The following is a 13,147-nucleotide window of genomic DNA, read 5'->3' as shown; positions in this document are numbered from 1 at the left end:
TTAAGAACAGAAGAAGACATGGACGCGCTTAAGCACAGATTGGTTCGCGAGGCCGAAGATGTCGGATTCTCGGCGGCACGGATTTGTCGGCCTGAGGCTGTGCCGGAGGTGGCCGAGCGGTTGGCGGCGTTTTTGGATGCTGGGCGGCAGGGGCAGATGGGCTGGTTGGCCGAGCGCAGTCATTGGCGCGGCGATCCCTCGGCGCTTTGGCCCGAGGCGCGGTCTGTCATTATGTTGGCCGAGAATTATGGGCCAGCGCATGATCCGCTAGAGGTGTTGCAGAGCCGCGACCGGGCGGCGATTTCGGTTTATGCGCAGCACCGCGATTACCATGATGTGGTTAAGAAACGGCTAAAGCGGTTGGCGCGGTGGTTGATTGCCGAGGCAGATACGACCCCGCCCGCCGAGGTGCCTGTCCAGGTGAAGGTGTTTGTTGACACCGCACCGGTGCCGGAGAAGCCGTTGGGGCAGGCGGCGGGGCTTGGATGGCAGGGCAAACATACCAATCTGGTGAGCCGGGAGCTGGGGTCTTGGTTCTTTCTGGGCGCGGTGTTTACCACGTTGGAACTGCCGGTGGATGCGGCTGAGGTGGATCATTGCGGGTCTTGCCGGAAGTGTCTGGATGTCTGTCCGACGGATGCGTTTCCGGCCCCTTATCAATTGGATGCGCGGCGGTGCATTTCTTATCTCACGATTGAGCATAAAGGTCCGATGGAGGAGGAATTGCGCGCCAAGCTTGGCAACCGGATTTACGGCTGTGACGATTGTCTTGCGGTTTGTCCGTGGAACAAGTTTGCCGCGCGGGCCTCTGAGGTGAAGTACCATGCGCGCGGAGATTTGATGGCACCGGAGTTGGCGGACTTGGCGGTTTTGGGCGATGCCGGGTTTCGGGCGCTGTTTTCCGGTTCGCCGGTCAAGCGGATCGGGCGCGGGCGGTTTGTGCGCAACGTGCTGTATGCGATTGGCAATTCTGGCGAGGGCGCGCTTTTGCCGGTGGCGCAGGGGCTGTGCGAGGATGAAGACGCGGCGGTGGCCGATGCGGCGCGTTGGGCGGTGGGGCGGCTAGCGGGGTAGCGGGGTCTGCGCCTTGTTATACGGCGTCCAGTCGTCGATTTCGGGGTAAAAGGTCTGGCGCCACTGCTGCACGCGGGGGTTCATCACCCGGCGCCAGAGGGGCGGGATGAGGGCGGCGACCGTCATCAGCGGATAGCCGAACGGCAGCTGTGGTGCCTCGGTTTCGCCGTAGGTTTGCAGCAGCGGAAAGCGGCGGTCGGGTTTGTAGTGGTGGTCGGAGTGGCGCTGCAAGTTGATCAGCAGCCAGTTCGAGGCTTTGTGCGCGGCGTTCCAGCTGTGACGGGGTAGGACGTGTTCGTATTTGCCATCGCCAAGGTGCTTGCGAGTCAGGCCGTAGTGTTCGACGTAATTGACCAGTTCGAGCTGCCAGATTGCGGTGAAGGCCTGGACGAGGAACAGGCCGAGGCCCGCCCAGCCGCCGAGCAGCAGCGCAAGCACAAGCATCGCCGATTGCAGCGCCCAGTAGCGCAGGAACGGGTTGGTGCGGGCGTGCCAGGGTTGGCCCTTGCGGGCGAGCATCGCGGCCTCGGCTTTGAACGACGAGCGGAGCGATTGGTAAAGGACGCGCGGCAGGAAGCGGTGGAAGTTCTCGTTATATCGGGCGGTTACGGGGTCGCGCGGGGTGCCGACGTAGCGGTGATGCACCAGCAGATGTTCGGAGCGGAAGTGCGAATAGAGCACCATCGCCAGCAGAATGTCACCGAGCCAACGCTCGACCCGGTTGCGTTGGTGCATGAGCTCGTGGCTGTAGTTGATGCCGATGGTGCCGGTTAAAACGCCGACGCCGAAGAACATGCCGATGGATTCCAGCGTGCCGAGATGCGCGGCGCGAGGCACGTACCAGACCATCGCAAAAAGCGTGAGGAACTGCGCCGGGACCCAGAGGGCTGTGAGGCGTTTGTACCAGGTCAGGTCTTCGTCTGGGGTGGCGGGGTCGGCATTGTCGAGGTTGAGGCCGGTCAGCGCGTCGAGGGCGGTAAAGAGATACCAGGTGGAGAGCGGCAGGAGCAGCACCAGCCAACCGCCGTAGAGGGCGGAGACCCAAGCCAGCGGGATCAGCAGGAACGAGGCCCAGAACGGCAGGGCGTTTTGCAGCTTGGCGAAATGTGCGGTCATGAGGTGTCCTGATGCCAAAATTGCGGGCAAGCTGCGCGGTCGATGGGGCGGGTTGCTGGGCTGAGTATTGCGCCGGGCTGGCGGTACTTCAAGAATTGCATGGTGTGACCCGGCGTCGGGATGTCCGAGTGTCGCGGATTGGTGTCAAATTTTAGCGAAAAACCGGTAGGGCTTTTGGGCTGGGTGTGCTTTTGCGCGGGGTGTTGCGCTTGCTTGATAGAACGCGGGAGGCGCGGCGCAGGGTAAATGGGCTGGCGGCGCTTTATTTCTGCGTCAGGTCGAAGGCTTTGCGCATTGCGGTGGGGAGGTCGGCGGGGCTGAACTCTTCGCGCAGGAGGAATTCGCCGCGTGTGGGCGCACGGTCCATCGGGACCAGCGCGGTTTTGACCGTCAGGCGCAGGTGGAAATGGGTGAAGGTGTGGCGGGCCTCGGCGGGCACGGTCTTCCATTCGGCGCGGATGGGGGGGGTGTCTTGTGGGGCGTCGTCCCATTCGGAGCCGGGCCAGCCGAGCATGCCGCCGAGCAGCCCCTTATCGGGGCGGCGTTCGAGCAGCACCGCGCCGTCGACCCGGCGGGCGATATAGGCGATGCCGAAGCGGATCGGTTTGGGCTTTTTCGGGGTTTTCTTTGGCAGGTCGGTGGCGGTGCCTTCGAGCCGCGCGGTGCAATCGGGCCGCCACGGGCAGATGCCGCAGGCGGGGTTTTTCGGGGTGCAGATGGTGGCGCCGAGGTCCATCACCGCTTGGGCATAATCGCCGGGGCGCTGTGGCGGGGTGAGCACTTGCGCCAGCGCGGTGAGCTCGCCTTTGGCTTGGGGCAGCGGCGTGTGGACATCGTGGAGGCGGGCGATCACCCGCTCGACATTGCCGTCGACCACGGTTTCGGGCAGGTCAAAGGCGATCGAGGAGATCGCGGCGGCGGTGTAGGGCCCGATGCCGGGCAGGGTGAGCAGGGCGGCGTGATCGGCGGGGAACTGTCCGCCATGATCGGCCACCACGGCGCGGGCGCATTTCAGAAGATTGCGGGCGCGGGCGTAGTAGCCAAGGCCGGCCCACTGCGCCATCACATCAGCGTCGGGCGCGGCGGCAAGATCGGCGACGGTGGGCCAGCGGGTGGTGAAGCGGGTGAAATAGTCGCGCACCGCCGCAACGGTGGTTTGTTGCAGCATGACCTCGGACAGCCAGATGCGATAGGGATCGGGCATCACGCCCGCCGCGCGCGCGCGAGGCGGGGTGCGCCACGGCATGGCGCGGCCGTGCCGGTCGTACCAATGAAGGAGTTCGGCGGAAAGAGTCGCAGGGTCACGCAAGAGTGTAAGCCGGATGTTGTCGGGTTTTGCTGGCGCAGGGCGCTGGGGGCACTAGAATAGCCCCAGAGAGAGGGAGTCAATCGTGCCGCAGCGAAGACCGACCACACGGGGCTTTGCCCACACGTCGAAATTGCTGAGCCAGCGCATCCAGCGGGCCAGTGAAAGCCGTGGTTTCGCGGAAACGCGGCTGTTGACCCATTGGCCCGAGGTGGCGGGCGAACAGATTGCAGCGATTGCCCGCCCGGTGAACGTGTCGTTTGGACGCGGCGGGATTGGCGCGACGCTGACGGTGCTGACCACCGGGGCGAACGCGCCGATGCTTGAGATGATGAAGGACAAGCTGCGCGAGCGGGTGAACTCGGTTTATGGCTATAACGCCATCGCGCGGGTCAAGATAACCCAGACCGCGCCGACCGGATTTGCCGAGGGGCAGGCGCAGTTTACCTATGGCAAAAAGAAAGACACGCCCAAGGCACCGGACCCCGAAATCGTTTCGGCGGCGCAGTCTTATGCCGAAAATGTGACCGATGCGGGCCTCAAGGGGGCGCTTGAAGCCTTGGGCCGGAACGTTCTATCCAAGGCGAAGACATGACAGACCCCGAGAGGAAAGAAGATATGAAGCGTTTGATCCCTGCCGCCATTCTGGCGTTGGTGCTGTTGGCTGGTGGCGGCTGGTGGCTGCTTAATCAGGGTGCGGGCAGCACCCAGATCCCCGCAGGCGCTTTGGATGCGCAGGAAAGCTCGGAAGAGGTGGATACGTCTTCGATCACCGAGATGGTGATGGGCGACCCGGATGCGCCGCTGACGGTGATTGAATATGCGAGCTATACCTGCCCGCATTGCGCCAACTTCCATGCCAACCAGTATAAAGACCTGAAGGCGGAGTATATCGACACCGGTAAGGTGAAATTCGTCTACCGCGAGGTGTATTTTGATCGTTATGGGCTTTGGGCCTCGATGATTGCGCGCTGTGGCGGGGAAGAGCGGTTCTTTGGCATCACCGATCTGATCTATAAAGGCCAGAAAGAGTGGGTGGCTGTTGGCAACCCGGCGGGCATCGTGGATGAGCTGCGCAAGATTGGCCGTTTGGCCGGGCTTGACGATGCGGAGCTGGAAAGCTGCTTGCAGGACGGCGACAAGGCCAAGACGCTGGTGGCGTGGTTCGAAGAGAACGCCGCACGCGATGCGATCAAGAGCACACCGTCGTTTATGATTGATGGCAAGCTGTACTCGAACATGGGCTGGTCTGAGTTCAAGACCGTGCTTGACGAAGCTCTGGGCGACGCATGACGGCGAGCGGTTCCGGCCCTCTGGCTGGGCTGAAAGTCGTTGAGCTTGCACGTATTCTGGCTGGCCCTTGGGCCGGTCAGACCTTGGCCGATCTTGGGGCCGAGGTGATCAAGCTGGAAAGCCCCGAGGGCGATGATACCCGCCGTTGGGGTCCGCCGTTTGTAGAGCGCGAGGGCGACCGGTCGGCCGCGTATTTCCACGCCTGCAACCGGGGCAAGACCAGCGAGATTGTTGATTTTCGCACTGAGGATGGTCAGGCGCGGGTGCGCGAACTGGTGGCCGGTGCTGACATTCTGATCGAGAATTTCAAGGTTGGCGGGCTGAAGAAATACGGGTTGGATTATGACGCCTTGCAGGCTGTTAACCCCGGTTTGATCTATTGTTCGATCACGGGTTTCGGGCAGGACGGGCCGTATGCCCATCGCGCGGGCTATGATTTCATCATTCAGGGCATGTCGGGGTTGATGTCGATCACCGGCGAAAAGGGTGGCCAGCCGCAGAAATCCGGCGTGGCGATTACCGATATTTTCACCGGGGTTTACTCGGTGGCGGCGATTTTGGCGGCGCTGCATCAGCGCGGGCAGACTGGGCAGGGCCAGTGGATTGATATGAGCCTGCTCGATTGTGCGGTGTCGGTGACGGCCAATCAGGCGATGAATTATCTGACAACCGGCACGCCTCCGGGGTTGATGGGCAATGCGCATATGAACCTGACGCCGTATCAGGTGTTTGAGTGTTCGGACGGGTTTATCATCATCGCCACCGGAAATGACGCGCAATATCAGCGGCTTTGCACGTTGTTGCAGTTGGGTGAGCTGGGGCATGACCCGCGGTTTGCCAGCAATGCCGACCGGTTGGGGCATCGCGATACGCTGGCAGAGCTGTTGAGCGGCGCGACGCGGCAGTGGACCAAGCAAGGCTTGCTTGCAGGCTGTGAGGCGGCGGGTGTGCCGGCGGGGCCGATCAATGATATGGCCGAGGTGATGGACGATCCGCAGGTCAAGGCGCGCGGGATGCAGATTGAGGTGGACGGTGTGCCGGGTGTGCGCGCGCCGTTTCGCTTCTCCGGCGCAGCGCTTGCGCTGGGCAAGGGTGCGCCGAAGCTGGGCGAAAGCTAGGCCGTCGTTTCGGGCGCCGTGTCGGGGGCCGGTTCGACGGCGCGGCGGTAGAGGTGCCATGTGGCGTGGCTCAGCACTGGCAGCACAAAGATCAGCCCGACAAACAGCGTGGCAAAGCCAATCGCCAGCCCAGCGGCGACGATCAGGCCCCAGAGGGCCACGGTGACCGGGTTCTTCATCGCAACTTGGACGGATGTGGCGACGGCGGTGGGCAGGCCGACGTGGCGGTCGACCAGCATCGGGAACGACACCAGCGCCGTGACCAGCACCAGCACCGCAAAGACAAAGCCGACGCCCATGCCAAACAGCAGCATTTCCCAGCCAGCGGTGGTGGTGAAGATGTCAGTGAGGAAGGCGGTGGCGGAGGGCGGCGCGCCGGGGCCCATTGTGGCGTTGTAGATCATCAGCGCGGCCATCATCCAGCCGATGAACAGCGCCATGAGATAGCCGCCGAGCACCACCATCGGCGCGGCGGCGGGGGAAAAGGCGATGCGAAAGCCATCGCGCCACTGCGGGGTTTGCCCGGCCTCGCGTCTGCGGCTCATTTCATACAGGCCGACGCCGGCGACCGGGCCAAGCAGGGCAAAGCCCGAGATCATTGGGAACAGCAGGGGCAAGAGGCTGCCTGTTGCGGCCATCCATGCCAGCGCAAAGCCGAGTACCGGATAGACCAGCACCAGCCAGAGCACATCGGTGCGCATGGCGAGGAAGTCGTCGTAGCCCTTGGCGAGGGCGAGGCGCAGATCGCTGACGTCGATGCGCCGGATGCGGATGGCGCTGGCGTCATGGGGGCGGAGTTCGCCGACGATCTCGCCGGTGGTGTGCGCGCCGCTGCCAAGCGCCTGCGCGGTCCATGAAAGGGGGTTGCCGATCGTTTGGGTCATGAGGGTGTCCTTCCCGCTGATTGAAAATCAAGGGGGGTCGGACCCGAGCGGTTTCGATGTCCGAAACCCGTTTGTGGGGGGAGACTAGCATGTTTTGCGGGGTTTGTCCGGAGGGCGGGGTGGGGATCACAAAGGTTTGTGGGGAATGTTTTCGCCACGCCTGCGCGTGTCGACAGGCTGGGGGCGCTGCCCCGTCGTCCATTGGGCTTGAACCAATGGCGCACAATGGACGACCCCCGAGGTATTTTTGAACAGAAGAAGACTTGGGAGTTTTCGGGGGGCGGTGGCTTATTGCGGCGGTGGGGTGAGTTTGTCGCGCAGCAGGGCCAGGGGGTGGGCGCGCAGGGTGAAGCGCATGGCGACGTAATCTTCGACCACCTCTTCGCCGAGGGTCATTGCGGGCAGGTTGGCGGTGGGTTCGTCGATCGCCTCGCCGTCGATATCACCGTCAAACAGCGGCAGGGGTTTGAGCGCGATCAGGGCCTTGGCCTCCCACAGCGCCTCGCGCCGGGTCATCAGTTCGGCAAAGCAATCGGCCTCGGACAAGCGCGCCAGCACCGGGGCGGTCAGCCCTGCGCGGCGCCAGACATCGCGCACCGAGCGGTAGCCATTGCCGCGCGCCGCGGTGATCCAGCCGGCGTCTTCGGCGACCATGCCTTTGATCTGGCGAAAGCCGAGCCTGAGCGCCAGCCCGCCGCGGCCGTCCGGCTCCATCACGTTGTCCCAATAGCTGGACTGGATCGAAATCGGCAGGACTTTAACCCCATGTTCACGTGCATCGCGGATGATCTGGGCGGGGGCGTAGAATCCCATCGGCTGGGAGTTGAGCAGGGCGCAGGCGAAGAGGCCCGGATGGTGGCATTTGATCCAGGCGGAGGCGTAGACCAGCAGGGCAAAGCTGGCGGCGTGGCTTTCGGGGAAGCCGTAAGAGCCGAAGCCTTCGATTTGCGAGAAGCAGCGGGCGGAGAACTCTTCGTCGTAGCCGTTTTTGGCCATGCCACGCAGGAAACGCGATTGGAAGTCGCTGACATTGCCGTGTTTCTTGAAGGTGGCGAGGGCGCGGCGGAGGCGGTCGGCCTCTTCTGGCGAGAAGCCCGCGCCGACGATGGCGATTTGCATCGCTTGCTCTTGAAACAGCGGCACGCCGAGCGTTTTGGCCAGCACTTCGCCCAAGGCGTCAGAGGGAAAATGCACATCTTCCTCGCCGTTGCGGCGGCGGATGTAGGGGTGGACCATGTCGCCCTGGATCGGGCCGGGGCGGATGATCGCCACTTCGATCACAAGGTCATAGAAACAGCGCGGTTTCATCCGGGGGAGGAAGTTCATCTGGGCGCGGGATTCGACCTGAAACACGCCGATGCTGTCGGCGCGGCAGAGCATGTCGTAGACCTTGGGATCTTCTTGCGGCAGGGTCGCCAACTGCCACTCTTGCCCCGTGTGATGCTGTATCAGGTCAAACGCCTTGCGGATGCAGGTGAGCATGCCGAGGCTGAGGACATCGACCTTGAGGATGCCGAGGCTGTCGATATCATCCTTGTCCCAGCAGATGACGGTGCGGTCCTCCATGCTGGCGTTTTCGAGGGGCACCAGCTCATCAAGCCGCCCCTCGGTGATGATAAAGCCGCCGACGTGCTGGGAGAGGTGGCGGGGGAAGCCGATAATTTCCTGGATCAACGACAGGGTCAGGCGGATCTGGTGATCTTGCGGGTCGAGGCCGATCTCGCGCAGGCGCTGGTCTTGCAGGCCATCGGCCCCCCAGAAACCCCAAAGCTGGGAGGACATGGCACCGATGGTGTCCTGGCTCAGCCCCATGGCGCGGCCAACCTCGCGGATGGCGCGTTTGCCACGGTAGTGGATCACGGTGGCGCAGAGGCCGGCGCGGTGGCGGCCGTAGCGGTCGTAGATGTGCTGGATCACCTCTTCGCGGCGCTCGTGTTCGAAATCGACGTCGATGTCGGGCGGCTCATCGCGGGCCTCGGAGACGAAACGCTCGAACACCATGGTGCCGATTTCGGGGCTGACGGAGGTGACGCCCAAAGCGTAGCAGACCACGGAATTGGCGGCGGAGCCCCGGCCTTGGCAGAGGATATTGCGCCCGCGCGCGAAGTGCACGATGTCGCGGACGGTGAGGAAATAGGGCTCGTATTTCAGCTTGGAGATCAGGTCGAGTTCATGGGTGAGCATGGCGCGCACCTTGTCGGAGGCACCGTCGGGATAGCGCCAGCGCAGGCCTTGGTGGGCCAGACGCGACAGCCGCTGGGCCGGGGTTTCGCCCTCGGCGATCTCGGAGGGGTATTCATAGCGCAGGCTGTCGAGCGAGAAGGTGCAGGCGGCGGCGAGGTCGGTGGCGCGGCGCAGGGCGGGCTCGAAGCCTTTGAACAGGCGGGCCATTTCAGCGCCGGAGCGCAGGCGGCGTTCGCCATTGAGCTGGGCGCGGGCGCCGAGGGCATCGACCGTGATGCCGTGGCGGATGGCGGTGAGCACGTCGGCCAAGCGGCGGCGCGGCCCGGCGTGCATGATCGGCGCGGCAGAGGCGAGGGTGGGGATGTTAAGCTGTTTGGCGAGGGCGGTGAGCCGGGCAAAGTGGGCCGGATCATTGCCGTCATAGGCAGGCGTCATCAGCAGCGACATCTGTTGGCCAAAGCGGCGCGTCAGCCGTTGCGCCTGTGGCCCCCATGCGTCCGCGCCGCGCGCCGGGGTCTGTGTGTGTGGCGGGCCGTGGAGGGCGAGGTGGAGGCCGTCGGCCCCCCGTTCCATCAGGTCGGCAATGTGGAGGGTGCAGTTGCCTTTTTCCGCCCGGAGCCGCCCGAGGGAGAGCAGGCGGCAGAGGGTGGCCCAGCCTTGGCGGGTTTGGACCAGCGCCGTGATCGGCGGGGCATCGGTGAAGACAAGCTTGGCGGCGGGGATCAGCCGGGGGGTGGCGGTGCGCAGGGGGCTGGGTGTGGTGGCGTGCGGCGCGGGTGGGCCGATCAGGCCATGGGCGGCATCGAAGGCCTGACGCTCTTTGACCAAGCGGGCGATTTCGCGGGCTTGGGTGTGGGCGCGAACGATGCCGGCGACGGAGTTTTCATCGGCAATGGCGATGGCGGACTGCCCGAAGTGGGCGGCACGGTGCAGGTATTCCTCGGGGTGGGAGGCTCCGCTGAGGAAGGTAAAGTTCGATGTGATCGACAGTTCAGCGAACATTTTTGGCGAATCTCCAAGGGAGAGGCGAGTATATTCACGTTTTGTTCTTATTTGGAGTCGAGAATGATTTTGGGCGCGATTCCCGTGGGGCACTTTGAGCGGGAGGTGTGTTTTCCGGCGCTGCGTGGGGGATTAGCGCGTTTGGGGGCCAGCCCCCTTACCCCCCGCGGTATTTGGAAACAGAAGAAGGAGGGAGAGCCAGAGACGCAGATGTTGCCGCCCGGACCGCTGTGAACGGCCCGGGCTGGGGCTGATTATGCGATGTCTTTCATTGCGGCAAGGAACCCGGCGATTTCGGCGGGGGAGTTGTAGTGGCACATGGAAACGCGAATGCAGGAGGGTTGATCCAGCGGGTCGAGGATGTTGCCGGAGTAGTGATCTGCCTTGCGGGTGTGGGTGCGGATGCCCGACGCGTTGAGGTGGGCGACGACCTGTTCCGAGGGCATGGTGTCGAGCCAGAAGCTTACCAGCCCCTCTCGGGCGGGGTTGTCGGTGCCGCCGACGATGTGGACGCCGGGAAGTTCGGAGAGACCAGAGAGGTTGCCGTGGCCGTGCAGCATCATATTGGTCAGGGCGGTTTCATGGTCATGGATGACGTTGCCCGCGGCGAGGATGCGCGCGCGGCGGTCGGTTTCGGAGGAAACCTCGCCGCCGAGCCAGTCGAAGTAGGCGACGACATCGGAGAAGGTTGCGTAGGCACCGGTGTCGCGGGTGCCCATTTCCCAGTTTTCCTCTGGGCCGCCCATCAGGCCTTCGAGGCGCAGTTTCGACACGCGGTCCGACACCCAGGCGATGCCGTAGCCGTGGCGCGAGAAGACTTTGTAGGGCGAAATCACGTAGCCATCGATGTCATAGCCATCGATGTCGATGCGGCCGTGGCTGGCGTGCTGGATGCCGTCAACGAAGATCAGACAGTCCGGCGATTTCGCGCGGATGGCGGCCACGATGCCGGGCAGATCCATCGCCATGCCGGTGACGGGCGAGGTGTGCAGGATGGTGGCCACCGCAGTGTCGGCGGTGATCTGGGCGGCATAGGCCTCGGGCGTGACGAGGCCTTGGGCGTTGTCATGCGGCACGGAGATATAGTCGCGGCCCGAGACATGCGCCCATTTGTGGGCGGCGGAGCGCGAGGCGGGATGCTCGACCGTGGAGCCGATCACCGGGCCGGACTGGGCGCCAAGGATCATGGCGCGGATCAGGCGGAACGTCAGCTCGGTGCCGCTTTCGCCGACGAAGAACTGGCCCGAGGTGGCACCGAAGAAATCGGCCATGTCGGATTTGGACTGCGCGATAATGTCGCCCAAGGCCTTGGCCGCCGGGTTGTCGCGGCCCTGATTGTCGGGGATGGCGGCAAAACGGGTCGAGGTTTCGACCACTGAGTTCAGCGTCAGCGCGCCGCCGGCGTTTTCGAAGAATGTGCGCGGGCCTTGGAACGGGCAGCTGTCAACATGAGCGAAACGGGCGCGAATTTGGGTAAGGAGGGAATCGGAGAACATGGGGCCTCAGTCAGGGTTATGAGTGAAGAGATATTCAGAGTGTAGCGTGCGAGATGACGCGGCTGTGCGGGTGGCTTTGGGTCACTGGTTTTTCAGTATCGCGGTGGCGGTTTCGGCCACGGCGGCGATGGCGGCGTGGATATCCGCAGGCGTGGTGCGGTGATTGGCGATGGCGGCGCGCAGGCAGGTGATGCCCCGCGCGTCGGTGGTGGAGAAGACCGCGGTGCCGTCGCGTTGCAGGGCCTCGGCGATGGCTTTGTTCAATGTGGATTGGGCATCGGGCGACTGGGTTGCATCGGCGGTGAAGACGCAGAGGTTTGAGATCACCGGGGCCATCATGGCCATGCGGTCCTGGGCTTTGACGGCGGTTTCCATCCGGGCGGCTGCCTGGCAATTGGCGGTGATTGCGCCGCCAAGCGCCTGTGCGCCATAGGTTTCGATCGCGGTCCAGACCTTGAGCGCGCGTGCGCCGCGCGACAGGTCGGTGCCGTAGTCGCAATACCACGGATCGCCGCCGGACAGGCCCTCGCCGTGGCTGGCAAGGTAGGAGGGGCGGGCGGCAAAGGCGGCGTAGTGCTCGGGCTCTTGGCGGATCAGGCAGAGCCCGCAATCGTAGGGCACATACATCCACTTGTGGAAGTCGCAGGCGAGGCTGTCGGCGCGGTCGATGCCATCCGAAAGCGCGCGCCACGGGGCATCGGCGAGGCGGGTCCAGGCCCCGAAAGCGCCGTCGATGTGCAGCCAGAGGTTTTCGTCGTGGGCGACATCGGCCAGTTGCGCGAGATCATCGAAGCGGCCGAAATCGACCGATCCGGCGGTGCCGACCACGGCAAAGGGCGTGGCGCCGTCAGCGCGGTCTTGGGCGACGGCGGCGTGCAGGGCGTCGAGGTCCATGCCTTGATCGGTTTCGGGGATGCGGCGCAGATTGTCGGCACCGATCCCGAGCAGTTCGATGGCTTTGCGCGTGGCATTGTGCACGCCCGCACCGGCGTAGGCGGTCAGCCGGGTGTGCTGGCCTTTGCTTCGCACCTCGGGGCCGAGGGCGCGTTGCCGTGCGGCGGCCAGCGCGATGACGGTGGCCTGGGATGTGCCGGTGACGAGCACGCCGGAGGCGGTCTCGGGGAACCCCATGACGCGCCGCGACCAATCGACAACCGCGCGTTCGACATGGATCATGCCGTGGTTGCGCCCGCCGCAATTGGCGTTGATCGTGGCCGCCGCCATTTCGGACAGCAGCCCCGAGGCCAGACCGGTGCCATGCACCCAGCCCCAGAACCGCGGGTGGGTGTTGCCGGTGCCATAGGGCAGCATTTCGGTGATCAGGCGGGCGGCGGTGGCGGCCTCGCCTTTGGCTTCGCCGCTCAGAGCATAGCCGTCGCGCACACCGTCGGGGACCGGTTTCCAAGGATGGGCGCGGGCGTCGGCCATATGGTCGATGCAGGCGTCGAGCAGATCATGCGCGGTGGCGCGGAATGCGTCCCAGTCTTTGGGGTCGAGCGTGTCTGTCATCTGGCGGGCTCCGATTTATGGCGCAGCATAGGCGCGCAGGCCGGGCGCGCAAGTGGGGAAGAAATGGGCAGGGGCGCGGGCTTGGTTTCCTTTAATGAGAATGGCTCGCAATTAGATTGACATTCTGAGAATGACTCGCATATTGACCTAAGTGAGCAGGATCTG

Annotated in this window: 10 protein-coding genes; 4 read left to right on the top strand and 6 right to left on the bottom strand. The window is 64.2% G+C overall.

The annotated features are described in order from the left end of the window. Positions 1-18 precede the first annotated feature (18 nt). Complete coding sequence (queG, locus tag ACW9UO_RS09295; protein WP_457085541.1) at positions 19-1,074, top strand: tRNA epoxyqueuosine(34) reductase QueG; 1,056 nt, start codon at positions 19-21, stop codon at positions 1,072-1,074. Here queG and ACW9UO_RS09290 read toward each other — a convergent pair. Beyond that, the gene (locus tag ACW9UO_RS09290) at positions 1,063-2,190 is read right to left on the bottom strand and encodes an alkane 1-monooxygenase (RefSeq protein WP_457085540.1); all 1,128 of its coding nucleotides are present in this window, start codon (positions 2,188-2,190) and stop codon (positions 1,063-1,065) included. The two genes, queG and ACW9UO_RS09290, sit on opposite strands and share 12 nt — an antisense overlap. Positions 2,191-2,452: 262 nt before the next feature. Next, positions 2,453-3,436, bottom strand: a complete 984-nt coding sequence (locus ACW9UO_RS09285) for an A/G-specific adenine glycosylase (protein WP_457088628.1) — start codon at positions 3,434-3,436, stop codon at positions 2,453-2,455. Between the two features lie 145 nt (positions 3,437-3,581). Here ACW9UO_RS09285 and ACW9UO_RS09280 point away from each other — a divergent pair, with 145 nt between their 5' ends. From ACW9UO_RS09280 to ACW9UO_RS09270, 3 genes are read left to right on the top strand one after another with little or no spacing between them, the layout of a single operon-like run. After that, entirely contained in the window at positions 3,582-4,091 is a 510-nt protein-coding gene (locus ACW9UO_RS09280) for a DUF721 domain-containing protein (protein WP_457085539.1), read from the top strand. A gap of 23 nt (positions 4,092-4,114) precedes the next feature. After that, positions 4,115-4,789: a DsbA family protein gene (locus ACW9UO_RS09275; RefSeq protein ID WP_457085538.1), complete on the top strand. Its 675-nt coding sequence runs from the start codon at positions 4,115-4,117 to the stop codon at positions 4,787-4,789. After that, complete coding sequence (locus ACW9UO_RS09270) at positions 4,786-5,907, top strand: CaiB/BaiF CoA transferase family protein (RefSeq protein ID WP_457085537.1); 1,122 nt, start codon at positions 4,786-4,788, stop codon at positions 5,905-5,907. The genes ACW9UO_RS09275 and ACW9UO_RS09270 overlap by 4 nt, the downstream gene beginning before the upstream one ends. Here ACW9UO_RS09270 and ACW9UO_RS09265 read toward each other — a convergent pair. The 4 genes from ACW9UO_RS09265 to ACW9UO_RS09250 form a co-directional block, all read right to left on the bottom strand. After that, positions 5,904-6,791: a DUF2189 domain-containing protein gene (locus ACW9UO_RS09265; protein ID WP_457085536.1), complete on the bottom strand. Its 888-nt coding sequence runs from the start codon at positions 6,789-6,791 to the stop codon at positions 5,904-5,906. The two genes, ACW9UO_RS09270 and ACW9UO_RS09265, sit on opposite strands and share 4 nt — an antisense overlap. Before the next feature lie 288 nt (positions 6,792-7,079). Further along, positions 7,080-9,977 carry an error-prone DNA polymerase gene (locus ACW9UO_RS09260; RefSeq protein ID WP_457085535.1) on the bottom strand — a complete coding sequence of 966 codons (2,898 nt, stop codon included), beginning with the start codon at positions 9,975-9,977 and terminating at the stop codon, positions 7,080-7,082. Between the two features lie 254 nt (positions 9,978-10,231). Next, positions 10,232-11,473 carry an aminotransferase class V-fold PLP-dependent enzyme gene (locus ACW9UO_RS09255; RefSeq protein WP_457085534.1) on the bottom strand — a complete coding sequence of 414 codons (1,242 nt, stop codon included), beginning with the start codon at positions 11,471-11,473 and terminating at the stop codon, positions 10,232-10,234. Positions 11,474-11,554: 81 nt separating this feature from the next. After that, a complete protein-coding gene (locus tag ACW9UO_RS09250) occupies positions 11,555-12,982 on the bottom strand; it encodes a pyridoxal phosphate-dependent decarboxylase family protein (RefSeq protein WP_457085533.1) in 1,428 nt (475 codons plus the stop codon). Positions 12,983-13,147 lie beyond the last annotated feature (165 nt).

This window comes from Marinovum sedimenti, from assembly GCF_054052205.1.
This window is presented reverse-complemented; position numbering and strand designations above follow the sequence as displayed.